The sequence below is a fragment of the Pseudomonas sp. W22_MBD1_FP4 genome (genome assembly GCF_052113765.1).
Taxonomy (GTDB): Bacteria; Pseudomonadota; Gammaproteobacteria; order Pseudomonadales; family Pseudomonadaceae; genus Aquipseudomonas; species Aquipseudomonas sivasensis.
This window is the reverse complement of record NZ_JBGQOI010000002.1, coordinates 490,467-515,341: the sequence shown is the minus strand read 5'-3', so window position 1 is coordinate 515,341 and position 24,875 is coordinate 490,467. Positions and strand designations below refer to the sequence as shown.

The following is a 24,875-nucleotide window of genomic DNA, read 5'->3' as shown; positions in this document are numbered from 1 at the left end:
AACGTACACGCAGGACGGTGCCATGAACGCGAACACCCACGCCTTATCGATCAATCCCGCCAACGGCCAAACCGTCGGCAACTATCCCTACGAAACAACAGCGCAGCTGGATGCCGCCCTCGACCGCGCCACCAGCGCCTTCCACACCTGGCGCCGCCAGCCGGTGAGCCAGCGCGCCGAGCTGCTGTTAGCCCTGGCCGCCGCCTTGCGCGAGCAAGCCGAAGCCATGGCGCAGATGATCACTCTGGAAATGGGCAAACCCATCGCCCAGGCACGTGCCGAAGTCGAAAAATGCGCGCAACTGAGTGAATGGTACGCAGCCCAAGGCCCGGCCATGCTCGCCCCGGAACCGACCCTGGTCGACAACGGCACCGCCCACATCGAATACCGCCCGCTGGGCCCGATTCTCGCCGTAATGCCGTGGAACTTCCCGGTATGGCAGGTACTGCGCGGCGCCGTGCCAACCATGCTCGCCGGCAACACTTACGTGCTCAAACACGCGCCGAATGTGATGGGCAGCGCCTACCTGATCCAACAAGCGTTCCGTAAAGCCGGCTTTGCTGAAGGCTTATTCGAAGTGATCAACGTCACCCCCGAGGGCGTGTCCAAAGCCATCGCGGACTCACGCATTGCCGCCGTGACCCTCACCGGCAGCGTGCGCGCCGGCATCGCTATCGGCTCCCAGGCCGGTGCCGCGTTGAAAAAATGCGTGCTGGAACTGGGCGGCTCCGACCCGTTCATCGTGCTCAACGACGCCGACCTCGACGCCGCCGTGCAAGCCGCGCTCATCGGCCGCTTCCAGAACAGTGGCCAAGTCTGCGCCGCCGCCAAGCGCTTGATCATCGAAGCCGGTGTTGTGGAAGCCTTCACGGCCAAGTTCGTCGAAGCCAGCCGTGCCCTGGTGATGGGCGATCCCACATCAGCTGCCACCTACATTGGCCCAATGGCCCGCTTCGACCTGCGCGACGAGCTGCACGGTCAGGTCCAGGCCACCCTGGAGGAAGGCGCGACCCTGTTGCTCGGCGGCCATAAAGTCACAGGCGACGGCAACTACTACGAGCCGACCGTACTCGCCAACGTCACCGACCAGATGACCTCGTTCAAACAGGAACTGTTCGGCCCCGTGGCCTCGATCATCACCGCCCGCGACGCCGACCACGCGGTGGCCCTGGCCAATGACAGCGAATTTGGCCTCACCGCGAGCATCTTCACCACTGACGCAGCGAAAGCACGGGATATCGCCAATCAGCTGGAAACCGGCGGGATCTTCGTCAACGCCTTCAGCGTCTCCGACCCACGGGTGGCGTTTGGCGGCGTGAAGAAAAGTGGATTCGGTCGCGAGCTGTCGCACTTCGGCGTTCGCGAGTTCTGCAATGCGCAGACGGTGTGGCTGGATCGAAAATAACCCCGGCTGCGCAGCGGGCCTTTCATGGCAGGCGGCCGTGTTGTGGTGAGCGATCTGATCGCGCATTTAGGCGGGATCAAGCAAAAAACGGATTGCGAAGCTACTGACGAACACACATTGGCCGCCTCCTTTTTGCGAGGCGCGAACGTCCTAGCGACTTTTTAACGATAGACCCCATCACTTGGCGCGACATCGAAGATCGCGCCACCGGCACGCAAACTGAAGCTCAGCCTCCCTCTGCGAGGCTGAATCAACTACCATAGCGCCGCCGGTTCCCCCATGGGACTAATAGGGAATTCGAAACGCCGCCCGCGGCGTCAATCGAAACTGCCCCCGCAACTGTAGGTGCCGAGCCTGCTCCTTAACGCCACTGGACCTCGTCCGGGAAGGCTGGAGCGTGGCGAAGACGCATCAGTCAGGAGACCTGCCGGCCCAGCACAATCACTAACCGGCGGGGTGTCCGGGAAGGACATCCTTGCCTGCCCGACCGGCAGCGTTCAAGGGCGTATTTCCGAGCCGTACTGCCCCTGCTTCACCTACGGTTCACACGGAGATCGCCCCATGCTGCCACGCGTTACTGCCCTGATCACCGGTCTGGGTTTCTGTGCCCTGGCTCAAGCGGCGCCCACTCACTACCCGCTGACGGTCCAAAACTGCGGCAGCGCCGTGACCTTCCCGCAAGCCCCCGCACGCAGCGTGACCATCGGCCAGGCCGCCACCGAAATGCTGTATGCCCTGGGCGTCGGCGACAAAGTGGTCGGCACCTCGCTGTGGTTCAACAGTGTGCTGCCCCAGTACCAGGCGCAAAACGACAAAATCGAACGCCTGGCCAACAACGAGCCAAGCTTTGAAGCCGTGATCGCCAAACGCCCGCAACTGGTGGCTGCCGAGCTGGAATGGGTGGTCGGCCCGCAAGGCGTGGTGGGCACCCGTGAGCAATTCCACGAATTGAAGATCCCCACCTACCTCCTGCCTTCCGACTGCGAAGGCAAGGACAATCTGGTGGGCGCCGACGGCACGCGGCTAGAGCCGTTCCGCATCGAGACGCTCTACAAGAGCATCAGCCAACTGGCCGAGATTTTCGACGTGCAGGCGCGCGGCCAACAGCTGAACGACGACCTCAAGGCGCGCCTGGCCAAGTCCGTTGCCACCGCGCAGAGTAAAGGCCTCAAGCAAGCCAGCGCGCTGGTGTGGTTCTCCAGTTCCGAGATAGCCAGCGACCCGTACGTGGCGGGCCACAAGGGCATCCCCGAATTCATGCTCGAAACCCTCGGCCTGCACAACGTGGTGCAGTCCGATGAAGAGTGGCCCGCTGTTGGCTGGGAAACCATCGCCAAGGCCAATCCGACGTTCCTGGTGATCGCCCGCATGGACCGTCGCCGCTATCCAGCCGACGACCATGAAAAGAAACTCGCCTTCCTGCGCAGCGACCCGGTCACGCGCAACATGGACGCCGTCAAACACAACCGCATCATCATCCTCGACTCCTTGGCGCTGCAGGCCAGCCTCCGCACGTTCGATGGCCTTGAACAGCTGGCCGGCGCCATCGACGGCTACGACCTGCGCAAATGAGTAAAAGCGTGATCCGCACCCTGCTCGCCCTGACCCTGCTTTCAGCCGCCCTACTCGCGGGCGTGGCCATCGGCGAAACGTCCATCGAGCCGCAGGTGGTGCTTCAAGTACTCGCCAATAAGCTGTGGAACGCCGGCTATCTGCTCGATCCAATCGACGAAGGCGTGGTGTGGAACTACCGCCTGACGCGCGCCCTGGTCGCTGCCGCGTGCGGTGCGGGGCTGGCCACCTGTGGGGTGATCTTGCAGTCGTTGCTGCGCAACCCGCTGGCCGATCCCTATCTGCTGGGTATCAGCGCCGGCGCCGCCACCGGCGCGGTGTTGGTGGCGCTGATGGGCGTGGGCGGCGGGTTGATTTCACTGTCGGCCGGCGCGTTTGTCGGGGCCATGGCGGCGTTTGCCCTGGTGATCTTGCTCGCGCGGGCCAGCGGCTCTATGAGCGGTACCGGCCAGATCATCCTCGCGGGCATTGCCGGTTCGCAGATGTTCAATGCCCTGACCGCGTTTCTCATTACCAAGTCGGCCAGCTCCGAGCAGGCCCGCGGCATCATGTTCTGGCTGCTGGGCAACCTCAGCGGTGTGCGCTGGCCTTCGGTGTGGCTGGCGGTGCCGGTGGCGGTTGCCGGCTTGGCGGTGTGCTTGTGGCATCGGCGTGCGCTGGATGCGTTTACCTTCGGCAGTGACTCGGCGGCGTCCCTCGGCATTCCGGTGCGCCGCGTGCAATTTGTGCTGGTGGGCTGCGCGGCGTTGGTGACGGCGGTGATGGTGTCGATTGTCGGCTCCATCGGCTTTGTCGGCCTGGTGATCCCCCATGCAGTGCGCCTGTTGCTGGGCACCGGGCACTCGCGGATGCTGCCAGCCAGCGCCTTGGGCGGCGCGCTGTTTTTGATCGCGGCGGATGTGCTGTCGCGCACCTTGATCAAAGGCCAAGTGATTCCTGTGGGCGTGGTCACTGCCCTGGTCGGTGCGCCGGTGTTTGCGTTGATCCTGATCGGGCGGAGGAATGCGCGATGAAAGTGCTCAGTTGTACGGGCCTGGGTTTCAAGGTGCGCGATGCCGAGTTGCTACGGGATATTCATCTTGAGGTGCAGTTGGGGGAAACCTTGGGGATTGTCGGCCCGAACGGCTCCGGTAAATCCACCTTGCTCAAACTGCTGGCGGGGTTGCGAACACCCGCCTCTGGTGAGGTAAGGCTTGGGGGCACCCGTTTGGGCGACCTGTCCCGCCGCGCCATCGCGCAACAGCTGGCAGTGGTGGAGCAACAGGCCGACACCGACGACGCCATCCGCGTATTCGACGCCGTGGCGTTGGGGCGCACGCCATGGTTGTCGGCGCTGAGCCCGTGGTCACGCGAGGACGACGCCATCGTGTGCCAGGCCCTGCACGATGTGGACGCCACCCACCTGAGCCAACGCGCCTGGCGCAGCCTCTCCGGCGGCGAACGCCAACGTGTGCACATCGCCCGCGCCTTGGCGCAACGGCCACAGATTCTGCTGTTGGATGAGCCGACCAATCACCTGGATATCCAACATCAACTGGCAATCTTGAAGGGTGTGCAAGGGTTACCGGTGACGACGCTGATCGCGCTGCATGACCTTAATCAGGCCCTGACCTGTGATCGATTGGCGGTGCTCGATCACGGGCAATTGGTGGCGCTGGGCACACCGCTGGACGTGCTGACACCGCAGCGGTTGCAGGAGACGTTCGGTGTGCAGGGGCATTACCTGACGGACCCGTTTGATGGGGCGCAGATACTGCGGTTGCGTTCTAACTGAGGCGCTCGGTGAGCACCGCAGATGGACGTTAAGTGACCGATGAGCCTTTTGTGGTGAGCGGGCTTGCCCCGCGCTGGGCTGCGAAGCGACCCCAATAAGGCCACCCCAATTTCTCAGAAAAACCGCAGTGCCTGGTTTGGGGGCTGCTGCGCAGCCCAGCGCGGGGCAAGCCCGCTCACTACAGAAAGCACTTTCACCAAAGGACACACGTTCAGCACAGGACGTACTTTCACCACAGGAAATACTTCCACCACAAGAAGCCCTCTGACCACGACGAGCGCGCTCACCGCAAACCTATAAACTCCGCTGCATATGCGTCGTCTGCCACACCGGGTCGGCCTCGACATCCACAATCTCAAACCCCTGCCGCCCCCAAAAATCAATCGCCCCAGGCAGGAATGGGTGGGTATGCAGATACACCACGTCCACGCCATCCGCCCGCGCCCTGCCCTCCAACGCGCGATATAACTCCCCCGCCAGACCGAAGCGGCGAAAGGCCGGAAGGACGAACAGGCGCACCAGTTCCACAGTCTTGCGGCCTTGGTAATTCAATTGGGGGAAACGATCGTCGTAGGGCAAATAACCGATGGCGGCGATGATCTGGTGGTCCTGGCGAGCGATCAGGAAGTGCCCATCGCCGTGAAGGTAAGTGGCCTCGAATTGCGCCAGGTCGGCGGGCATGCTGGTATCGCTGAGCTTGGGGAACAGCTCGGCACGGGCTGCCAGGACGAAGGCCAGAACCTCTGGAATGTCGGCAACCGTGACCGTCTGGATATTGATCATTCACTCACTCGCTCGTAGCGCAAATACCCGTTGGCTGCTGTTCCCACACACACGAACCCAGCCGCCTCATACATCAACCGGGCCGGGTTGTCCGCCCGCACGCACAAGCTCAACCGCGCATAACCGTCCTGCCCCGCCGCCGCCCGGTAGGCCTCCAGCAATGCACGCCCAATACCCTTGCGCCGATACGCCTCGCCGACGTTGATTGTGCACAACTCGGCAAGACCGTCCTCGGGCATCCACATCGAATAACCGGCGAACTGTCCGTCGAGCATGGCCACCGTCAATCGCTCAACGTTGTTGACCCAACGTGTGAGGTGCCGTTCCAACTGCTCTTGCCAGACCACTTCGTGTGCAGCTCCCAACGCTGGATATATCCCCGCTCACCCCGGTAAACCGCGGGCAGGTCGGTGATCCTGGCCGGCCGTAGCGTCAACTCGTTCACTCAAGCAACTCGCAGAATGAAGTGCCCTTCAGGGCTGCAGGCGGACAGGCAGGATGGGGCTGGGCGCTTGAGGCCGGGTTGAAGAATCTCATGTACTTCCCTTCGTTTGAGTGGGAGGCGAAAGGTTACCCGGCCAGTCATGCATCCTCCAGCTTGTCGCGCAAAAACTCGATAAACCGCTGGGTCTTCGCGGGCAGCAGCCGCGTTTCGGTCAGGGCATAAACTGAAACCGACGAGCCATGCCAGTCGGGCAGTACTCTGCACAGTGTCCCGCTGACCACATCCTGCTCGGCAATGCCTTCGGGCAGCAGCGCAATCCCCAGGTTCAACGCGGCCAGGCGTCTGAGCATGCCCACGCTGTTGAGCTCAAACCGCCCGCTCACGTCGACGTCCACCTTCTCCGACCCCGACTCCAAGACCCATCGATGCGCCCTTGACCCGCGCATGCGCAAACATTCGTGATGCGCCAGATCTGCTGGCTGAGCTGGCAGTCCGGCGCGTTCCAGATACTGGGGCGAGGCGTAAAACGCTCGCCGCATATTCGCGAGTTTGCGCGCGATCAGGTGGGAATTGGCGGGCTCGCCCATGCGAATGACCACGTCCACTGGATCGCTGATCAAGTCGACCTGGCGCGGCGTTAGGTCGAGTTCGAACGTGATGTCCGGATACAACCGGGAAAACTCGGCAATCAACGGCGCCAGGTAGACCATCGCGAAATCCACCGGCAACGAAGCGCGCAGCAGGCCGTTGGGTTGGGCGAGCATTTCGCCGAGTTGTTCATGAGCCAGGCGGGCCTCGTCGACGATGCGCTTGCACCGCTCAAAGTACAACTGACCCGCCTCAGTGGGCTCGATCTTGCGCGTAGTGCGGTGCAACAGCCGCAGGCCGATACCTTTTTCCAATTCGCTGATGCGCCGGGACAGCGTCGAGTTCGGCATGCCCAGGCTTTCGGCCGCGCGACTGAAACTGCGTGCCTTCACCACCTCGACAAACAGCGCCATATCGTTGAGAAATTCCACAGCATTATCCCATCAGTGGATTAGTCATTTCGTATTTCAGGCATTTATCCCGAAATCGGATTGATCAATCATAACCCCATCACTGATGAGGAACACCGCCATGAATGCTCTTTTCTCTCCCCTTTCCCTTGGTCGCTACACCCTCGCCAACCGCCTGATCATGGCGCCGATGACACGCTCGCGCGCCAACGACGCCGGTGTGCCTTCCGACCTTGTGACCACTTACTACGCCCAACGCGCCACCGCCGGTTTGATCATCTCGGAAGGCGTATTTCCCGACGCGTCGGGCAAAGGCTACGTCCGCACTCCAGGTATCGAAACCGCCGAACACGTGGCCGCCTGGAAATCTGTCACCCAAGCCGTGCACGCCCAGGGCGGGCACATCTTCATGCAACTGATGCATTGCGGGCGAGTCTCTCACCCTTCACTGCTGCCCGACGGCGCGCTGCCGCTGGCCCCTTCCGCGATCAAACCGGCGGGCCAGACCTGGACCGCGAACGGCCTGCAGGATTTCGTCACGCCCCATGCCTTGAGCGTCGCGCAGATCGGTGGCGTGGTCGACAGCTACCGTCATGCCGCACGCCGGGCAATCGAGGCAGGCTTTGACGGGGTGGAGTTGCACGCCGCCTCCGGTTACCTGCCCGAGCAATTCCTCTCCAGCAGCAGCAACCAACGCGAAGATCAGTACGGTGGTTCGGTGGAAAACCGTAGCCGCTTCGTACTGGAAGTGCTCGCCGCAATGGTCGATGAAGTAGGCAGTGATCGCGTGGGCATCAAAATTTCCCCGGAGATGAATTTCAACGACATCAGCGATGCCAACCCGCAGGAAACCTTCACCTACCTGGTCAAGCAACTGCGCGAGCTGAAACTGGCCTACTTGCATGTGGCACTGTTCGGGGCGAGCTTCGACTATCACGCTGCGTTGCGAGAATTGTTCGAGGGCCGCTACCTGATCGGAGGCGGCCTTACACGGGACAGCGCCGACACCTTGATCGCCGAGGGCAAAGCCGATGCGGCGGTGTTCGGCGGCGCGTTCCTGGCCAATCCGGACCTGCCCGCGCGCTTTCTCAGTGGTGCCGCTTTGAATGTGCCCGACAAAGACACCTTCTACACGCCAGGTGCCGAGGGTTACATCGACTACCCAGCACTCTGAAGCGTAGAACCTTCAGCCACTTGTCTGATACGGGACGGTTGGTGAATGGGGGTCCAGTTGTGGTGAGCAGGGCTGCCCCACCAAAACACCTATTCACCACTGATCCTCGTCGAGATCCACCGTCGGCTATACGCCAACACCGCCTCGCCCATCGCCACCGGAAAATGGATAAATCCATGGGCCGACTCCGGCAGCAGATGGGCCTCTGCCTGTGGCCACCGTTCAGCGATTAACAGTGTGTCGTCTTTGAGCGGGTCCAACTCACCCACAAACATCAACGCCGGTGGCAGGCCGTCGAAGTCGCCATACAGCGGCGACAACGGCGCCTGTCTGCGCTCGTCATCGCTGAGACCTGGCGTCAGCATGCGCAGCGCATCGACCATTCCTGGTCCGTCTAGCAACAAGGTCTCCGGCCCTGCGTTGCGCACACTCGGCGTACCGGTCAAATCGTAAACACCGTAATACAGCACTGCGCCGCTCACACGCTGGAGCAACTCCGGCCATTGCTTGAGCGCCAACAACGTCGCCGCCGCAAGGTGCCCGCCGGCCGATTCGCCGACGACGATGACCGGCAGCTGTTTGAACTCATCCTCACAGAGCAACCAGCGCGCCGCCGCCAGGCAATCCTCCATCAGCCCTTCCACCGGCGTATCCACCGCCAGCCGGTAATCCACCGACACCACCGCCACGTCGCATGCGTTAACCATGCCGAGGTTAAGATCGTCGTCCATCTGCGCATTGCCAATCACCCAGCCGCCGCCGTGGATATCCAGCACCACGCCTTTAGGCTTGCCGACTGGCCGCAGGATGCGTACGGGGACGTTGTCGACAATTTTGCACTGCGCCGCTGGCGCCTTCTTGAGCGTTTGGCTGACGCGCAACAATCCCTGGATCAAACGCGGCGTCACGCGGTTACGGATCTTGAAGCGCGGCATCCAGGCGAGCTTTTGATTGAAGCGGCGCATCTGGGCCAAATCCGACTCGCTGGCCGGCCAAGGTTGATGGGCCATCAACGGTTATTCCGCAGGATCGAGAAATTCAACGCCGCCGCTACGCACAGCCACGCCAAATACGGGAACAGGATCAAGCCGGTGATCAAGTCCAGACGCACCGCCATCACCACCATTGTCGCCACCGTTACCCACAGCACCGCAATAATCACCATCCCCGCAAAGATGCGATGGGCGCCGAAGAACACCGGGGTCCACAACGTATTCAATGCGATCTGCGCAGCCCACAGCGCCAATACCATTTCGCTGCCAGGGATCAGTGTGAGGCGATAACCGGCCCAGGCCAGCAACAGGTAGATAATCGTCCACGCGACCGGGAACAGCCAATTGGGCGGGGTGAAGCTGGGTTTGACGAGGGATTCATACCAGGCGCCAGGTTTGAAAAGGATGCCGGTGCTGGCCGCGGCGGCGCAGGCGAGCAGGAAGATGAAGAAGGTCATGGTCGGTCCTTGAGGTCGGTTGAAAGAAAACCACGCATAGCATCAGTGACTCAAACCGCCGCAGATAAATTCAATCAACCACACAAAAATGGACTGCACGGTGCTCAAACCGGCTCCACAATCCTCAGCCACGGCCACCGCACCTGATAGCTCCTGGCTTTGCGCGCAAACAATTCAGGCTCCGGGTGCAGTGGGTTAATCCGAAGAATCCCCTGCTCCACATCCGCCAGCCCATAGGGCGCATACACCTCACCGGTGGCGATCTCCAACCCGATGCACGTCCCCGCCACCAGGTAACGGTCCACCCCCTGTTTAGCCGAGTGCAACTGCGGATACGGTCGGCCAAACCGCTGCCCATACCAGAGGTGAACCCGCGCCTGGTTCTTGACCTCAACATTCACGCCCAAATCCTGGAACAACTGCTCGGCCCTGCGAATCACAGCGTCCTCGGCCTCGTAGGACAAGTCGGTGTCGAAGTAGAAAACGTCGTAGTCCTTTACGCCCTGCGCGGCAGGGAGATTGGACTGATGATTCCACACCGCCTGGAACAGACATCCCGCCGTGAGCAGGCATTGCTCCACCCCGAGGTCGGGCAGACGCGTGGTGATTTCGGCGTTGATGGGGTTGGCCATGGCCAGGTTGAGCAAGGTGTCGACGGTCAATGTCATGGGATCCCTGAGTTAATCAGCCCTTTGGTGGAAGTCGACTGTACAACATCAGGGAGGGCGTTGAGGTTTACCCCTTCAACTCACTGGCCCGATGACTCGCCGCATCGTCATAAGCCACATACAGCGACTCAGCGATCTGGCTCTTGATGGCCTTGGAAGCCTCCAGACCCAACACAAACCCTTCCGCCTTACCGCCTGCGCGGTTGAGTTCTTCATGGGTGGACGCGCCGGTGATGGCGTCGAGCAGCTTGGTGGCATGCGGGCCGACGCCCTTGGGGAGGCTGATTTGGTCGATGGACATGAGGCGATACCTTGCGAGAGAGAGGTCGGTAGCGCGTGGAACCACTGCCGGGGGATGGCATGGTAGACCGATATGCCCTGCAAAGGGGTGTTTGCGAGTCATCCGGTTTAAAACTCAAGATGCCTTCATCATGGCATTTCATTGTCATGCAGCGCTCGGCACCGCATCACCGCGCGCGTGAGCAGGCATCGTGTGAGGACTCAAGGGCGAAGACGCACGGCAAATGCGCGACACGATACGTGTGGTGCGTTACACCCACGCCAACGACACACCGAACCCAGCGTTCCCCCTTGAATATGACCGCTACCTGGCATTCCGGGCCGGGAAACGCGTGGCGTTCTCGGCTTAAGGTATTCTCCATGGCGTTAATGCCGACCTCGGCCGCCAATCGCTGCCCCTCAAGGCGCTTCAGGAGATTTGCATATTGATTGGGCATCGCTTCGAGCGCACCGCGCAGGGTGACTTGCACATCCACTCGCGCAACGGGGTGCAAAGCGCATTGGTACTGCTGACAGGCGCAATGGCGTTCACCCTGCCATTGGCCTTCGTCGTGTTTTGGCTCACCGATAGCAGCTCGCAGTTGGCTGACACGGACCCGCTGACCTCGCTGCTGATCGTGCTCGGCCTGCTGCTCATTCCTGCCCTTGGCCTGCTGCTGATGGTGTACACCGGCATCCGCGAGAGCTTGTTGTTGTCGCGGGCTAACGGCGAAGGCAAGCGCCGCACTCGAAACTTTTTCGGTGGCCGCGAGCGTGTGCAGTCAACCTTCAGCATCGATAAAGTCCACCACCTCGAACTGCGCCGCCGTCCACAGGCAGAGCCGGCCAACACCCAGTTGTGGCTAGTGATGCGCGACGGCACCGAGCAGCGCTTGACCACCGACAACGTGCCCGTGATACCGGGGAGCACACGCACCGATATGTGGCTGCGAGAACTGGCTGACTATCTGAACGTGGCCGTGCCCACTGAGGTGCACGTTGGGTCGGCGGCCGCGGCGCCCTACAGGCCTGCGCCATCACCGGCAAAGGTCGCCCGGCGGCGCAAATCCAAGGGGCCGGCACCCGTGGCTGAGTCCACCGACAAACTCGGCAGGCCCGCACGCGCCCTGCTGTCCCTGCTGGGTGTTTTTCTGGCGGTGCTGGAGCTGACGCATGTGATCGCGTTGGCGCGCGCGCTGTTTACCGGGCGGCTGCGGGTCAGTGGCATTCGATCGGGTTCGACGAGCTTTTATTGGGCCGAGCAACCGCTGGTGTTTTCATTCAATGTGCTGGTGGGTGTCGCCGAGGTGCTGATTATCGGCGTGATCGCCTGGGGGTGTTTGCGTACGGCGATTCTGGGGCGGCTGAAATCCAACTCGTGAAGGAGACCAATTGGGCACCGCGCCCGCGCACTGCTAATCTGCGGCCTTTGTGCCTGTAGCAAAAGGAAGGTTTACAGCGACATGGACATTCAACAAATCAAGCAACGCCTGGCCCGCCCCGCCGTGAAGTTCATGGCCGGCGGCTTTCGTCCTCTCGGCACCGATGAAGAAAGCTGGCTGGGGAATGTCTTCCTGTTCCGCCCGGATGAAGGCGTACCCACCAATCAGGCCGGACAACCCTTGCTGCCCTACGCGCAGTTTTACCTGCCCGCCCTACCCTTCAACAGCCCGCTGCTGGCGGGGGTTCGTGTGCTGACGGTGTTTATCTCGGACCCGTTTCCTGAAGACTTTGAGCCGATGGGAAATAACTGGGTGATCCGCGAATATGGTCCCGATGACGTATTGGTGCGCAAGGCGCTGCCGGTACCGGGCACATTTCTCAAACCTTTCCCGTTGAAGGCAGAAGCGGTGCCTGAGGACTTCCCACTGTGGGATGGCGGTGGTGTCCCCGCGGACCTTGAGCAAGCCATTCTCACGCTGGAGCGGGCGGGCGAGATACAGAGCTATTACGACTTGATCACCCATACTTACGAACACAAGATCGGCGGTTACCCTTCGTTCTGCCAGTCGGGGGTGGATCCGGGTGAAGGTTTCGAGTTTGTGTTCCAGATTTCGTCGGACCCGAAGATCAACCTCAACGTGATCGACAGTGGCAGCCTGATGTTCTGGAAGCACAACCAAACCGGAGAATGGGCGCTCTATTATGATTTTTACTAAGGTGCTGGGAGCCCTGAATGACTGACTACCGTGGATTGATCTTCGACGACACCCGAGAAAGCGCATCCGACCACGCCCTCGCGCAATTGGAAGCCACCCTCGGCGCCCGCCTGCCGGACGATTACCGGCAGTTTCTCAAGACCTGCAACGGCGCCACCGTGGAATACGACGTGCTGGCGACCATGAGCAATGGCGATAAAGAGCTGCTGAGTTTCTTGCTGTATGGCCTGGACCCCAGCGAGCAGTATGAATCCAACCCTTTTGAACTGGAGCAACTGCGCAAGCAACCTGGCTTCCCCGCGACAGGGTTATTGCCGATCGGCCGCGATGGCGGCGCCAGCGTGTTGCTACTTGACCTGCGCGAGGGGCGCCAGGATGTGGGGGCGATGGTCGCAGGTTTACCCGCCTGGACGGGGCGTCGCCAGCAAGGCGATGAGTACGTGGTGCTGGCGGACTCGTTCAATGCCTACCTGGACTTGCTGCACGTGTCGCAGGAACGGATCGCGGAGCACATCAATCACTTCGTCATCAGCGACGACACCATTGACGCGACGCTGGCGTGGCTGGATCAAAGCAGTCCCGGTTGGCGGGAGCGCTATCGGGACCTGTGGAATGCGCGGGTGGTGGACAGGCCGATTTGAAGCCGGTGTCAGGGCGTCGCGCATTGTGCTGGCTGGAGGAAGTCTTTCAGCGCTGCCTGATACAGCGTGAGTGGCTGGTCCCGGGTATCGAGCATGGCAAATGGAATCGCGGTGATATGTGAAAACGTCTGGGCACTGATTGAATAGGTTTTCTGCCTGCACACGCCGTTATTGCCATTGAGCATGAACTGAAACGTGAACAGTTTCGGCCGGGTACACCAGCTGGGAATCAAGCCAAGACTCAAGCCCGTCAGGTACTCCTGCGTACACGCGCCGCCCGATGAAAACTCCGAGATTTTTATGGCTAATACAGGGCGCGACGACGCGAGCGGTGCTGAGCTGATGTCTTGCGCCGCTGGGATTATTTCTTGTGTGGCCTGGTAGGCGCGCTTGCCGAAGCGGCTGTCTTTCCAGGGCGCGTCAACTTCATAAGTGAAGCTTGGGATGCTTTCGGTTTTGGCGGCGTCAACGCCGTCGTTGATGATTGGCCTGGACGCGTAGGTGGTGCATCCGGCGCCGGATATCGCCATGGTGAGAAGCATCAGACTGTTAACGAGTGCGCCACGCATCTTGGGTTTTCCCTGGCTATGAATTGGGCCGACTTTATCCAAGTCGGTCAGGAGGGTGAGCGGGCTCTCCTGTGATGTGCAGGCTTCTTGTAGTGAGCGGGCTTGCCCCGCGCTGGGCTGCGAAGCGGCCCCAACAAGGCCACCCCAATTTCTCAGAAAAACCGCAGTGCCTGGTTTTAGGGCTGCTTCGCAGCCCAGCGCGGGGCAAGCCCGCTCACCACAGAAAGCATACTCAACACAAAAAAACCCAAGCGACTCACGGTAAGCAGACTTTCTGTGGTGAGCAGACTTTCCTGTGGTGAACAGGCTTTCTGTGATGAGCAGGCTTTCCTGTGGTGAACAGGCTTTCTGTGATGAGCAGGCTTTCCTGTGGTAAGCGGGCTTCTTGTGGTGAGCGGGCTTGCCCCGCGCTGGGCTGCGAAGCGGCCCCAATAAGGCCACCCCAACTTCTCAGAAAAACCGCAGTGCCTGGTTTTAGGGCCGCTTCGCAGCCCAGCGCGGGGCAAGCCCGCTCACCACAGAAAGCCTACTCAACACACGAAGTTCGCTCACCACAGAAAACCTACTCAACACACAAAGTTCGATCACCACAGAAAGCCCGTTTACCACGAGAGATCAGCGCACCAAAAAAGCCCCTCACCAAAAAAACCCCAAACGACTCACGCCTGCGCACTGAACCGCTGCGCCGCACGCCGCTCATACATCGCCGCTTCCGTCTCCTGAGTCGCCCGCTCACCCTTATAGGCCAACTGCGTCAAAAACTTCGCATCCCTGAACTCTGCAGGGACCATGCTATGCGTGTCTTTGAACAGCGGCGCCAGATCAAGGGAGCTGGCGAAGTTTTCCTGGGTCAGGCTGTAGTAACCCATGACGCTGCCGGACCAGGGCGAGCTGGCGTCTGTCATGTCGATGGCAGCATCTCGGTAGGCGACGGCTGCGGTTTTGAGACCCAGGGATTTGTTGAGCAGATCCGTGAGCCGCTGGGTGTCCGAGCTGTTGAGCTGGCCGGCGGTATTGAGCACTTTCAGACTGCCGTCAGCGTCGACGGTGAAGCCGTATTTTTTGCTGGCAAGGTCGGGCGCGGTAGTCGACAGAGTTGACTGGAAGGCCTGGAAAGAGGCTTTCAACGTGTTGTGCGCACCTTTGAAGATTTCGGCGAACCGAGGGTACTCCGGCGATTCAGAGCGACCCACCCAGACGTCGACGACCTCCAGTGGTTTCGACGTGGTGCTGGTGTCTTCACTGGGATGGTAGATGGCGGCTGGCGCGGCGTTTGCCAGGGCTTCCTTGGCGACATCCGTCAGCGGCTGGGGCGTAAGCGTCTGGTTGGAAGGCGCAAGGGTGACATTGGCCGGCGAGGGATAGGCGGAGCTGACGGAGAGAGCCATTTAATCGGTCCATGATTGGCGGGTTCCTCAAGGTTATCGACGGTGCTGGAGCAACCTTTAGCTCAGTGACCCGCCTAGCCTCTCAGCGCACTGATGATGAACGCGTGAAGACCATTGACGGCTTTGGACCCGCGAGAAGCTCGGCTGCGCAAGATCGAAACCTCCATCGGCGCAATGTTCCCCAACCCCTGCTCACTGCCCAAGACCTGCAGCGATGCCGGCACGCTGCACTGAGTGATCGCGGCAATTGCCAGTCCACCTTCGACGGCGGCCACTTGGCCAGCGAGGCTTGAGCTGTTGTAGACCACTTTGAATTGGCGGCCCTGGCGGGTCAGTGAGTCGACCGCATAACGCCGAGCCAGGCTTTCACTTTCGTAAACAGCGATGGGCACCGGCTCTCGACGCCACAGTTCGAACTGCGGTGAGCCCACCCACACCATGGGTTCCTTGAACAGAAACGTGCCGCTTTGCGGCGAGTCCCTGGACACCAGTGCAAGGTCAAGATCGCCGCTTCGCACACGCGGGATCAAGGTGGTCGACTGTTCACAGGTCAGCTCTATGTCCACGCCTGCGTAGCGCGGTGCAAAGCGCTTGAGCAGCGGCGTGAGGTACTTGGCCGCGTAGTCCTCGGCGACGCCCAGGCGGATGCGACCGGTCAGTGCTTCCCCATGAAAAGCCGCCTGGGTTTCAGCATGCAGGGCGAGCAGGCGGCGGGCATAGCCCAGCAGCGTCTGGCCATCAGCGGTCAGTTGCAGGTGGCGCGGACCACGGTTCAGCAGTTGCCGTCCAAGCGCGGCTTCAAGCTTTTTCATCTGCATACTGACGGCGGACTGGGATCGGTTCACCTCGTGCGCTGCGCCCGACAGCGAACCAGCATCCACCACCGCCACGAAGCACTTGAGCCAATCAATCTGCAGATCGCTGGCGAGCATGGGGCTACCTCTATGCGTTAATCGAATGACTACGATGTGAATTATGCGCTTTTCAGGATAGTCGCCCAGCCCTAATGATGATTCGCCTGAATCACCACTGCGGGATTTGAACATGCCATTCGAGACCTGGTTGCTCTATGTGTTTACCTGCTGCGGTATCGCAGTCGTGCCGGGGCCCAATGCGTTATTGGTGCTGACCCATGGTGCCATTCACGGGCGCCGCAAAACGCTGTTCACCATCACCGGCGGAGTGCTCGGATTTGCGGTGGTGCTTTCGTTTTGCGCGCTGGGCCTGGGCGCACTGATTCAGGCGTCGTCCGCGTGGTTCAACGCGCTGAAGGTGGCCGGGGGTCTGTACCTGATCTGGCTGGGCTTCGGACTGTGGCGGGCTGCGCCGATGATGCTTGAGACTGCCGATACGGCTGGCTTCAGCGGTTGGTCACTGTTGCGCCAAGGCCTGGTATCGGCCCTTTCAAATCCCAAGGCGTTGCTGCTGTTTACCGCGTTTATCCCACCGTTCCTGGATCCGCACAGAAGCCTGATCGCCCAGACGGCTGCCATCGCACTGACCTACGCCGGGGTGGAGTTTGTGGTTGAGTATCTGGTCGCCAGCGCGGCGCACCGGGTCAGGCCTTGGTTGGCGAGGACCGGGCGCCGGTTCAATAAAGTCTGTGGTGGTTTTTTTGTGCTGTTTGGCTTGGCGCTCCCCATTCGTGCCTGACAGCTTCATGGTTACCCTTGCAGGATCGTACAAGCCCACTGACCCGCAACGTGAGTAGCCTTGGATCTCTCACCCCACCCGAGGATCCACCATGGCCCAGCACCCGGTAAATCTCACCCAAAAAGCCTCGCTCATCGATCAACTGTGGAGCCCGCGAGTGGTCGCGCAAATGAACGACTACCAGTTCAAGGTCGTGCGGATCGAAGGCGAATTCATCTGGCACTCGCATCCGGAAACCGATGAGGCCTTTCTGGTGCTTGAAGGCACTTTGCGTATCGACCTCCCGGATGGCCCGGTGTATGTGGCTCCGGGCGAGCTGTACGTGGTGCCGCGTGGCGTCGAACACAGGACGGCGGCCGACGGCGAAGCCAAACTGATGATGATCGAACCACGCGGCATCCTGAACACCGGGCATGAAGGGGGTGAGCGCACTGCCGAGAATGATCAGTGGATCTGAAACGTCGTAGCCCCCAGCAACCCCAGCAACTCATTCACCAACTCAACCGCCTCCTGCTGATAGCCTTCACGCCAGCGCGCCGACCAATCATTCGGTCGGCCGTCTTCTTCCCACTCAGATAGCGCCAGGCCGTTGACGATTTCCAGCTCAAACCACTGGCGTTGCCAAGCGTCAGCGTCGGTGACCAGGGTGATGTCCTGCCACAGAAACTCGGTATGGGCGACAAAACGACTCCAGCGGAACAGGTCCTCGGTGGCCTGCTCTGCGAGTAGGATCAGTTGGGTTTTTTGGTCCATTGCGGGTTATTTGTCCTTGATCTCTTCCAGCCGTCCGCCGCAGGCGATGAACTTGTCGGTATAGCCTTCACGACAGGTGTTGCTCTGCACTGACGCCACGCCGCTCGGCTTCAAACCGGAGCACGGATCGGGGTTCGAGGCGCTCGACGAAAATTGATGAGTGCACGTTTGGTAGCTGTTTCTTTGCGCCTCATCCAACACGCGCTGGCCCTCGGCGCTGTCTTTTGCGCGCTGTTCGCAGGCGTTGACGTTGGCATCCAGTTCGGCCACGCACTGCTGGCCCTGTGGGGTTTCAGGGTGGATGTAGCGGTACTGCGTGCAAGCGCCGAGGAGGAGAAAGGCAAGTGCGGCAAAAGCTTTGGTCACGGATTCCATATCCTTCAGGCGTGAATGTCGCGAGGTTGGACGTGGAAAAGGGCCCGGGGTTCTGCCATTGTCGCGCCGTTGTTTGTTTTTCCTGCGCCCCCGGAGCCCTTATGCCACCGACCAAACGCGACAGCGCCCGCATTGAGCGCCGACTCGTCGCCACCCTGACCGACGCCTGCGAAACCGCCAAAGCCGAAATCCGTGGCTTCGAATGGTTGACCCACACTGTCGATTACACAGCCTTTCCTCAAAGCCTGCGGGTGATCTGGGTGTTCGATACGCACGCCAACAAGGACCAGGCCCTTGCGACCGGTGTCGACCAGCGCATGCGTGAATTGACCGCTGCGGCGCTGGATGACGCCGAGGTAGCGCCCGTACAGGTTGACCGCTGTGTGCGTTTTGACTCTGAAGAGGAATGCCAGCGCCAGCACGGTGGCTATTGGCGTGTGCGCCTGCAACGCTAGTGGCTGCCTCGTAATCTCTGGATAATGCCCTCCTCCCGCCCCGATACGGAAATCCCGCTCAATGAAGTCGCCCGCCCTGCTTCTCGCTTCTGCCCTCTTGCTGCCCGCCATCGCCCACGCCGACGACGCCGCATTGACCGAGACGCTCAAGGCCTTCACGCGCTGCGACGCGACCTTCTTCAGCAGCCTGAACACGCACCGCGCCGCGTGGCAGGCCTATGCGCCGCTCAAGCAGGACAAGGACTTCACCTGGATCGCCGTTAAAAACCGTGCCGACCGCCAAGCCAATCAGGTGCCCGTCAGCGCGCCGCCCATCGCAGGCCTGAAGCTGTTGTCGTACGCCGACGAGGCCGCCGACCTCGATCAGTTGGGACGCTACTATTACTGGGGTTTTGTCGTGCAAGGCGGTGTGGACGAGGTGGCCCAGCACCTGGCACCGCTGCTGGACGTGCCCGCGCGGCTGCAAAAAATCGACGGGTCTTATATTCGCAGTGAACTCAAGGTCGGCGACCGCTGGCAGGCGATCAAACCGCAACCGGGCAAGGCACCGGGCACACGCAACGTTGAGCGCGTGCTGATTGTCGAACCCGATGGCGAGCAAACACGCGTCAGTTGCTCGGTACAGGGCGGCGTCGATGCTGCGCTGCTGGCCTGGCTGCGGCCGGACATTGCACCGGTTGACTACCCGCGTACCGTGGTAGAAACCAGCATCAACGATGTCGACGTACCTGCCAGCGTGCTCCAACGCCTTGATTCGCCGCTGTTGCAGCCGAAATTCAAGAGGTTGAGCTACTCCTACCTGTCCAAGAAAGGCGACGGCAGCCAGGACAGTCCGACCTCGGTCACCTTCACCGCCGACGGCGGCTTGCTGAAGAAGAATGAGGTGTACGGCAACGCCTTCAACGTCGATCGCCTGGTGCTCGCCGACTTGATCCAGTTGAAGTCGAAGATGAACGGCGTCGGCGATGGGCGAGTGCTGCAAACCCTCGCAGTCGAGTTGAAAGTGCCGAGCAGTTGGGCCCCTGGCCAGACCTTGCGCGCAGACATGCAGATGCTGAACGTCCCCGCCAAGCCCACCGACACCCCCACCGACACCTCATTGATCTGCAAGGTGGGTGAGCGCTTCCCGGCGCGCCAGGTGTTTGCCTCCTTGACCGGCGACGCCATCAAGCTTGAGTGCGACCAGGGCGACTACAAGACCTCGCGTGCGTTTATCGAGGACTTGGGCGTGGCGCTGACGCTGGAGTCGACGTCGAGCCAGTTCCACTACGTGAATCAATACACCGCGCTGGATGTCGTGCGCTGATCAGCCCAACGCCAGGACGCTGGGATCTGGGGCACTCTGCGCCAGCCCAGCGGTCTGTTGATGCACACCCCCTGCCCCGTGGAGTTCCCATGATCATTGTTCACCACCTCAACAACTCACGCTCGCAGCGCATCCTGTGGCTGCTGGAAGAGCTTGGCCTGCCCTACGAAATCAAGCGTTACCAGCGCGACCCAAAGACCAACCTCGCACCGCCTGAACTCAAGGCAATCAACGCCCTGGGCAAGTCCCCGGTGATTGAAGACGGTGCCAATGTGGTGATCGAATCCGGCGCCATCGTCGACTACCTGATCCGCCGCCATGGCGACGGCCGCCTGCAACCCGATCCTGCCTCGGCCGACTACGATAAATACGTGCAATGGCTGCATTTCGCCGAAGGTTCGGCCATGTTGCCGCTGATGCTTAACCTCTACGTGGGACGCCTGGGGGATGCCGGTGCACCGTTGCATCCACGCATCGAATCCGAGGTCGCCAACTATTTGGGCTATCTGAACGATGCGCTGGGGCACGCGCCGTATCTGCTGGGTGATGAGCTGAGCGGTGCAGACATCCAGATGAGTTTCATCGGCGAAATCGCCAAGGCCCAGGGCAAGTTGCAGGCGTACCCGCACCTGTCAGCGTGGGTACAGCGGTTCCAGGCGCGGCCGGCGTATCGCCAGGCGCTGGAACAGGGCGGCGAGTATGCATTTGCCCACTAAGTAAACCCGGGCACGGTGGGTGTGCGACTAGCCCACCATCTGCCACAACGATGCGCCCACCCCGGTAATGCTCTCCCCGGCAATCAACCCCGCGGCTGCGGTAATCGCAAAGCGCTCAGTGATACTTGGCCAACGGCAGCTCACCAACCAGGTCAGCACCGCGCCCATCGCCATCATCAACGACACCGAAGCCGGCAGGACAAAAGCCAACCCCAGCGCGGCGGCACTCGGCAAGTAGCGGGAACGATGGGCCGGCAACAGGCTGTCGAGCACGCCCAACAACACGCCTGCACCGCCGCCAATGGCAATCGCCCAGCGGATGCTCGTCGACAATGAATCCAGCCCATGGGTCAGGGTTTGCGCCACGGCTTTCCACGTCGCCACCGCGGGCGCCGGCCACTCTTCGGTAAGCAGCATGGACTGCGGATCCGGAATCAGCGCCAGGTACGCAAACACGCCAACGATGCTGCCGATGAAAATCCCCAGGATCTGCGCGATCACTTGTTTGTGCGGCGTAGCACCAATCGCTTTGCCCACCTTGAAATCGTTCATCAAGTCCGTACATTGCCCCGCCGAGCCGCCAGCGGTGTTGGCGCTCATCAGGTTGATCGGCACCTGGCCGGGAGCAACGATGCCAAAGCTCAGTTGGGACAATTGCCCGATGGCGCCAATCGGCGGAATACCGGTGGCACCCACCACGCGGGCGGCGACGGCCGCCAGGCAGATCGCCAGGGGAATGGTCAGCAATGCCATCCACAGATTGATGCCGAACAACAGCGCTTGCAGACTGACTACCAAGCCTATCGACAGGATAAAACCAGCGGCCGGTCCGGGCTTGGGCACGCTCCACATCTTGCCGCCGTCAGCTTTCGTGGAGGAGCGCAACGCCCACAAACGAATCGTCAGCGAGGCCAAGGTGGAACACACCATCAGGCTCACACCGGGCCACAGCAACCATTCCACCAATGCAGCGAATTGCGGGCCGCTGCTGTCTGCCGGCAACGTCACCAGGTTTTGTGCCAGCAGCCACGGGCCCAGGCCACCCCACGCAATCAAGGCGCCGAGCAGCAGAGTCAGGCCGACGCGAATACCGATAATGCCGCCGAACCCCAGCAGCAACAGCGAAGGATCGGCGGTAAAGGTCAGACGCTCCCAAGAGGCTGTCGGCGACCAGCGCGGAAAGGCCCACATGAAGGTGTCCACCCACTTCACCAATCCGGACAGCAACGCGGCGCTGAGCAGCACCTTCAAACGTGTCGCGGCTTCGCGTCCGTGGTTGTAGATGTGCAGCAGGGTTTCCAGGGTGGCCATGCCTTCGGGGAACTTCAGCGCCTTGTCATTGAGCAACGAGGGCCGCAGGTACCAGGCGATCCAAATGCCCAGGAAACTCACCGAGAACACCCAGGCGATCATCGGCAACGCGTCTAACTGGTTGCCGGTCAACAAGGTGTAGGCCGGAATCGGCGCCACCAAACCGCCAGAGATGATCGAAGCGGCGGCCGAGGCGACGGTCTGGTTGATATTGCTCTCATGCAAGGTCCACGGCAGTTGCTCGGTGGAGCGCTTAGCCAGGCCCTGCCAGATCGCATAACCCACCAGCAGGGCGATGATCGACATATTGAACGACCAGCCGATCTTCAAGCCGGCGTACACATTGGATGGTGTGAGCAAAATACCGAGCACGGTGCCGGTGACGACGGCACGCAGGCTGAGTTCGCGTTCGACGGGGGCGTACTGGGGAATGGCTGGCGAGGCTGACAGCATGCGGATTCCTTTCGGCAATGAAACAGGGCGACCTAACAAGTGAGCCCTGTGGGCCCTGAAGGTTCCTGAATCGGCAAGAAGGAACAGCAGCGCAAAGCACGTCCGCTCTTGTGATGTGCGGGCTTTTTTTGGTCAGCCTGCGTTTAGGTGGCACATAAGCTTTTTGTGGTCAGCCTGCTGTAGGTGGCAACTAAGCTTTTTGTAGTGAGCGGGCTTGCCCCGCGCTGGGCTGCGAAGCGGCCCCATCAAGAGCACCGCGTTTCGTCAGGTAGATCGCGCTAGCAGGTTTTGGGGCTGCTTCGCAGCCCAGCGCGGGGCAAGCCCGCTCACCACGAAAGCCACTGCTCACCGTAAGAAGCCTGCTCACCAGAGAAGCCTGCCAAACACAGGAGTTCGCCTGTTCTTAGGTGGCAAGTGAGCTTTTTGTGATCAGCATGCTTGTGGGTGGCAAGAAAGCTTTTTGTGGTGAGCGGGCTTGCCCCGCGCTGGGCTGCGAAGCGGCCCCATCAAGAACACCGCGTTTCGTCAGGTAGATCGCGCTGGCAGGTTTTGGGGCTGCTTCGCAGCCCAGCGCGGGGCAAGCCCGCTCACCACAAAAGCCACTGCTCACTGTAAGAAGCCTGCTCACTACAAAAACCACTCAATAAGAAGCCTGCTCACTACAGAAACCTGCTCACCAGAGAAGCCTGCCCACCACAAAAACCTGCTCCCCAGGGAAGTCTGCCAAACACAGGAGTTCGCCCCTCTTATTCATAGCCACGCCGCATCCCACAACGAATAATCCCCCACCCGCTCCACCAGGCCGGCTCGTAAAGGGTTGGCAATGATGTAACGCGCCATCTTGCGAAGATCATCGTCCGCACGCACTGCCCTATCGTGATAGCCGGGTTGCCAAACACGCTCTTTACTTTGACGACGCTGGTTAATGACCAGCGTACTGCGCGACTTAATACGTCGCACCACGTCTGCCAACGCCTTTTGCTTCAACTCAAACAACCAGTGAATGTGGTCAGGCATGACGACCCAGGCCAGTGAATCGACCAGTCCCAGTTCATGAGCCTGCCGGAATTCGGCAACCAGCAGGCGACCCAGGTAAAGGTCAGTGAATAAGCGCTGGCGCTGATGAACCACGGCGGTGATGAGGTAGCTGCGACCGTGTTCCGAGTAACGGCCGTGACGCAGACGGTGTGATTGAGGTGTGGGGCGCATCCGGTGCTCTACGTGAAATGCCTGAAGAGCCTTAACGCTAGCGCGCCGCAGGGGACGAGCCACTGTCACTTGTTGACGACATGTAACCCTGTGGGTCAGGCATACCGGTGCGTCGCAAGAGACACAACCAAGTGAGCCCAAAAACCAACTATTGCGGAGACAGAAATACAGTCATACGATGACTGATCACAAACATAACAATAAAGGCTCACTCGTGAATAAACCCCTCCTCATGGCCGCCGCCATTGCCTGCGGACTCAGTGCACACGCCAACGCTGCGACCTTCGCGTACATTTCCAGCCCCGGCGATGGCCTGATTTCCCAGTACCGGCTGGACGAGAGCAACGGCGCGTTGAGCCTGGTTGACCAGGTAACAGCCGGTGATCAGGTCAACCCGATGGCCCTGAGCCCCGACGGTAAAACCTTGTATGCCGCGCTGCGGGTCAAGCCGTTTCAAGTGCAGAGCTTCAGTATTGATCCAGCCAGCGGGCGGTTGACGCCACGCTCCAAGGCCCCGCTGGCAGAAAGCATGGCCTACCTGGCCACCGACCGCGCCGGACGTTATCTGCTCGCGGCCTCTTACGGGGCCGACACCCTCAGTGTGCAGCCCGTCGATAAGCCCGAGCCGATCCTCACCTACAAGACCGGCCCCCACGCGCACTCCCTGCGCACCGATCCCAGCAATCGCTTTGCCTACGCCGGCAACTTGGGCAACGACCACGTGCTGCAATATCGTTTCGAGGCAAACACCGGCGCACTCACGCCGATCGGCACCGGCTACGTGAGCGTGCCGGCTAACACCGGGCCTCGGCACTTGGCGTTTTCAGCCAACGGTAAATACCTGTATGTGGTCGGCGAAATGAGCGGCACCGTCACTGCATTTTCCATTGACGACAGCACCGGCGCGCTGACGCAGATCGGCGTAGCCAACGGCATTCCCGCGCGTTTGAAACTGGCCCACGGCGAAGTGCGGGACGCGCGCAACAATGATTTGAAGGACGACCCGACGCCACGCATCTGGGCCGCCGACCTGCGTTTGTCCCCAGATGGCACCCTACTGCTGATGAGCGAGCGCACCAGCAGCTCGGTGTCGGCGTTTGCGGTGGATGCGGCTACGGGTGGCCTGACGTTTCTCGACAACTACCCGGTCGAAGAGAAACAACCGCGCAATATCGCCTTCTCTCCCAATGGCCAATGGTTGCTGGTGACCGGCGAGAAAAGCGACAAGGTCGGTACCTACGCGATCAGCGGCGCAGGTGCGTTGAAGCGCGTGGGTGAGGCGGCTTCAGGCAAAGGTGCGCTGTGGATTGAAGTCCTGCGCACCGCAGCCAAATAGCAC

29 protein-coding genes and 1 riboswitch are annotated in these 24,875 nt (G+C 60.9%); of the genes, 15 read left to right on the top strand and 14 right to left on the bottom strand.

Annotation, left to right across the window (positions count from 1 at the left end; all coding sequences use genetic code 11):
* The first annotated feature begins 22 nt into the window (after window positions 1–22).
* From ACEN2T_RS05170 to ACEN2T_RS05155, 4 genes are all read left to right on the top strand, one after another.
* Window positions 23–1,405, top strand: a complete 1,383-nt coding sequence (locus ACEN2T_RS05170) for an aldehyde dehydrogenase family protein (RefSeq protein ID WP_442116406.1) — start codon at window positions 23–25, stop codon at window positions 1,403–1,405.
* A 252-nt stretch (window positions 1,406–1,657) separates the two neighbouring features.
* Window positions 1,658–1,851, top strand: a riboswitch (cobalamin riboswitch).
* 115 nt (window positions 1,852–1,966) lie between these two features.
* Window positions 1,967–2,977: an ABC transporter substrate-binding protein gene (locus ACEN2T_RS05165; RefSeq protein ID WP_442116405.1), complete on the top strand. Its 1,011-nt coding sequence runs from the start codon at window positions 1,967–1,969 to the stop codon at window positions 2,975–2,977.
* 8 nt (window positions 2,978–2,985) lie between these two features.
* The gene (locus ACEN2T_RS05160; protein ID WP_442116413.1) at window positions 2,986–3,990 is read left to right on the top strand and encodes a FecCD family ABC transporter permease; all 1,005 of its coding nucleotides are present in this window, start codon (window positions 2,986–2,988) and stop codon (window positions 3,988–3,990) included.
* Window positions 3,987–4,751, top strand: a complete 765-nt coding sequence (locus ACEN2T_RS05155) for an ABC transporter ATP-binding protein (RefSeq protein ID WP_032885852.1) — start codon at window positions 3,987–3,989, stop codon at window positions 4,749–4,751. The genes ACEN2T_RS05160 and ACEN2T_RS05155 overlap by 4 nt, the downstream gene beginning before the upstream one ends.
* 294 nt (window positions 4,752–5,045) lie before the next feature.
* Here ACEN2T_RS05155 and ACEN2T_RS05150 read toward each other — a convergent pair whose 3' ends face one another.
* From ACEN2T_RS05150 to ACEN2T_RS05140, 3 genes are all read right to left on the bottom strand, one after another.
* The gene (locus ACEN2T_RS05150; protein ID WP_442116404.1) at window positions 5,046–5,534 is read right to left on the bottom strand and encodes a GNAT family N-acetyltransferase; all 489 of its coding nucleotides are present in this window, start codon (window positions 5,532–5,534) and stop codon (window positions 5,046–5,048) included.
* A complete protein-coding gene (locus ACEN2T_RS05145) occupies window positions 5,531–5,899 on the bottom strand; it encodes a GNAT family N-acetyltransferase (protein WP_442116403.1) in 369 nt (122 codons plus the stop codon). The genes ACEN2T_RS05150 and ACEN2T_RS05145 overlap by 4 nt, the downstream gene beginning before the upstream one ends.
* A gap of 217 nt (window positions 5,900–6,116) precedes the next feature.
* A complete protein-coding gene (locus ACEN2T_RS05140) occupies window positions 6,117–6,998 on the bottom strand; it encodes a LysR family transcriptional regulator (protein WP_032885855.1) in 882 nt (293 codons plus the stop codon).
* Window positions 6,999–7,098: 100 nt separating this feature from the next.
* Between ACEN2T_RS05140 and ACEN2T_RS05135 the strand changes: the two genes are divergently transcribed.
* A complete protein-coding gene (locus ACEN2T_RS05135) occupies window positions 7,099–8,151 on the top strand; it encodes an alkene reductase (protein WP_442116402.1) in 1,053 nt (350 codons plus the stop codon).
* An 89-nt stretch (window positions 8,152–8,240) separates the two neighbouring features.
* Here ACEN2T_RS05135 and ACEN2T_RS05130 read toward each other — a convergent pair whose 3' ends face one another.
* From ACEN2T_RS05130 to ACEN2T_RS05115, 4 genes are all read right to left on the bottom strand, one after another.
* Window positions 8,241–9,161, bottom strand: coding sequence for an alpha/beta hydrolase fold domain-containing protein (locus tag ACEN2T_RS05130; RefSeq protein ID WP_122680509.1), 921 nt, complete (start codon window positions 9,159–9,161; stop codon window positions 8,241–8,243).
* Window positions 9,161–9,601: a tryptophan-rich sensory protein TspO gene (gene tspO, locus ACEN2T_RS05125; RefSeq protein ID WP_032885858.1), complete on the bottom strand. Its 441-nt coding sequence runs from the start codon at window positions 9,599–9,601 to the stop codon at window positions 9,161–9,163. Before tspO ends, ACEN2T_RS05130 begins: the two co-directional genes overlap by 1 nt.
* A gap of 104 nt (window positions 9,602–9,705) precedes the next feature.
* Entirely contained in the window at window positions 9,706–10,269 is a 564-nt protein-coding gene (locus ACEN2T_RS05120) for a nucleotidyltransferase family protein (protein WP_442116401.1), read from the bottom strand.
* 67 nt (window positions 10,270–10,336) lie between these two features.
* A complete protein-coding gene (locus ACEN2T_RS05115; RefSeq protein ID WP_032885861.1) occupies window positions 10,337–10,570 on the bottom strand; it encodes a hypothetical protein in 234 nt (77 codons plus the stop codon).
* A gap of 223 nt (window positions 10,571–10,793) precedes the next feature.
* On the opposite strand from ACEN2T_RS05115, the gene ACEN2T_RS05110 reads away from it, so the two are divergent.
* From ACEN2T_RS05110 to ACEN2T_RS05095, 4 genes are all read left to right on the top strand, one after another.
* The gene (locus ACEN2T_RS05110; RefSeq protein ID WP_274603482.1) at window positions 10,794–10,919 is read left to right on the top strand and encodes a hypothetical protein; all 126 of its coding nucleotides are present in this window, start codon (window positions 10,794–10,796) and stop codon (window positions 10,917–10,919) included.
* A gap of 72 nt (window positions 10,920–10,991) precedes the next feature.
* Entirely contained in the window at window positions 10,992–11,930 is a 939-nt protein-coding gene (locus tag ACEN2T_RS05105; RefSeq protein ID WP_442116412.1) for a hypothetical protein, read from the top strand.
* Between the two features lie 81 nt (window positions 11,931–12,011).
* Window positions 12,012–12,707 carry a DUF1963 domain-containing protein gene (locus ACEN2T_RS05100; RefSeq protein ID WP_181644227.1) on the top strand — a complete coding sequence of 232 codons (696 nt, stop codon included), beginning with the start codon at window positions 12,012–12,014 and terminating at the stop codon, window positions 12,705–12,707.
* A gap of 17 nt (window positions 12,708–12,724) precedes the next feature.
* Window positions 12,725–13,348, top strand: coding sequence for an SMI1/KNR4 family protein (locus ACEN2T_RS05095; protein ID WP_122680505.1), 624 nt, complete (start codon window positions 12,725–12,727; stop codon window positions 13,346–13,348).
* An 8-nt stretch (window positions 13,349–13,356) separates the two neighbouring features.
* Here ACEN2T_RS05095 and ACEN2T_RS05090 read toward each other — a convergent pair whose 3' ends face one another.
* From ACEN2T_RS05090 to ACEN2T_RS05080, 3 genes are all read right to left on the bottom strand, one after another.
* A complete protein-coding gene (locus ACEN2T_RS05090; protein WP_339484689.1) occupies window positions 13,357–13,917 on the bottom strand; it encodes a hypothetical protein in 561 nt (186 codons plus the stop codon).
* Between the two features lie 659 nt (window positions 13,918–14,576).
* The gene (locus ACEN2T_RS05085) at window positions 14,577–15,305 is read right to left on the bottom strand and encodes a hypothetical protein (protein WP_032885867.1); all 729 of its coding nucleotides are present in this window, start codon (window positions 15,303–15,305) and stop codon (window positions 14,577–14,579) included.
* Window positions 15,306–15,379: 74 nt separating this feature from the next.
* Window positions 15,380–16,237 carry a LysR family transcriptional regulator gene (locus tag ACEN2T_RS05080; protein WP_122756933.1) on the bottom strand — a complete coding sequence of 286 codons (858 nt, stop codon included), beginning with the start codon at window positions 16,235–16,237 and terminating at the stop codon, window positions 15,380–15,382.
* Between the two features lie 112 nt (window positions 16,238–16,349).
* On the opposite strand from ACEN2T_RS05080, the gene ACEN2T_RS05075 reads away from it, so the two are divergent.
* Window positions 16,350–16,958: a LysE family translocator gene (locus tag ACEN2T_RS05075; RefSeq protein WP_442116400.1), complete on the top strand. Its 609-nt coding sequence runs from the start codon at window positions 16,350–16,352 to the stop codon at window positions 16,956–16,958.
* 91 nt (window positions 16,959–17,049) lie between these two features.
* Window positions 17,050–17,415, top strand: a complete 366-nt coding sequence (locus ACEN2T_RS05070; protein ID WP_032885870.1) for a cupin domain-containing protein — start codon at window positions 17,050–17,052, stop codon at window positions 17,413–17,415.
* Here ACEN2T_RS05070 and ACEN2T_RS05065 read toward each other — a convergent pair.
* Complete coding sequence (locus ACEN2T_RS05065) at window positions 17,403–17,711, bottom strand: hypothetical protein (RefSeq protein WP_442116399.1); 309 nt, start codon at window positions 17,709–17,711, stop codon at window positions 17,403–17,405. The two genes, ACEN2T_RS05070 and ACEN2T_RS05065, sit on opposite strands and share 13 nt — an antisense overlap.
* Before the next feature lie 6 nt (window positions 17,712–17,717).
* Entirely contained in the window at window positions 17,718–18,077 is a 360-nt protein-coding gene (locus ACEN2T_RS05060) for a hypothetical protein (RefSeq protein ID WP_143499393.1), read from the bottom strand.
* Window positions 18,078–18,187: 110 nt separating this feature from the next.
* On the opposite strand from ACEN2T_RS05060, the gene ACEN2T_RS05055 reads away from it, so the two are divergent.
* The 3 genes from ACEN2T_RS05055 to ACEN2T_RS05045 all read left to right on the top strand — a co-directional run bounded on the left by ACEN2T_RS05055 (window position 18,188) and on the right by ACEN2T_RS05045 (window position 20,563).
* Window positions 18,188–18,541 (top strand): hypothetical protein, encoded by a 354-nt coding sequence (locus tag ACEN2T_RS05055; RefSeq protein ID WP_442116398.1) that lies wholly within the window; start codon window positions 18,188–18,190, stop codon window positions 18,539–18,541.
* A gap of 61 nt (window positions 18,542–18,602) precedes the next feature.
* The gene (locus ACEN2T_RS05050; protein WP_122754071.1) at window positions 18,603–19,847 is read left to right on the top strand and encodes a hypothetical protein; all 1,245 of its coding nucleotides are present in this window, start codon (window positions 18,603–18,605) and stop codon (window positions 19,845–19,847) included.
* An 89-nt stretch (window positions 19,848–19,936) separates the two neighbouring features.
* Window positions 19,937–20,563: a glutathione S-transferase family protein gene (locus tag ACEN2T_RS05045; protein ID WP_099603103.1), complete on the top strand. Its 627-nt coding sequence runs from the start codon at window positions 19,937–19,939 to the stop codon at window positions 20,561–20,563.
* 27 nt (window positions 20,564–20,590) lie between these two features.
* On the opposite strand, the gene ACEN2T_RS05040 is transcribed toward ACEN2T_RS05045, so the two are convergent.
* Together ACEN2T_RS05040 and ACEN2T_RS05035 are read right to left on the bottom strand one after the other, a co-directional pair.
* The gene (locus tag ACEN2T_RS05040; protein ID WP_442116397.1) at window positions 20,591–22,327 is read right to left on the bottom strand and encodes an OPT family oligopeptide transporter; all 1,737 of its coding nucleotides are present in this window, start codon (window positions 22,325–22,327) and stop codon (window positions 20,591–20,593) included.
* Between the two features lie 750 nt (window positions 22,328–23,077).
* Window positions 23,078–23,536, bottom strand: a complete 459-nt coding sequence (locus ACEN2T_RS05035) for an REP-associated tyrosine transposase (protein ID WP_032885881.1) — start codon at window positions 23,534–23,536, stop codon at window positions 23,078–23,080.
* A gap of 214 nt (window positions 23,537–23,750) precedes the next feature.
* Between ACEN2T_RS05035 and ACEN2T_RS05030 the strand changes: the two genes are divergently transcribed.
* Window positions 23,751–24,872, top strand: a complete 1,122-nt coding sequence (locus tag ACEN2T_RS05030; protein ID WP_181640378.1) for a beta-propeller fold lactonase family protein — start codon at window positions 23,751–23,753, stop codon at window positions 24,870–24,872.
* The last annotated feature ends 3 nt before the right edge of the window (window positions 24,873–24,875 follow it).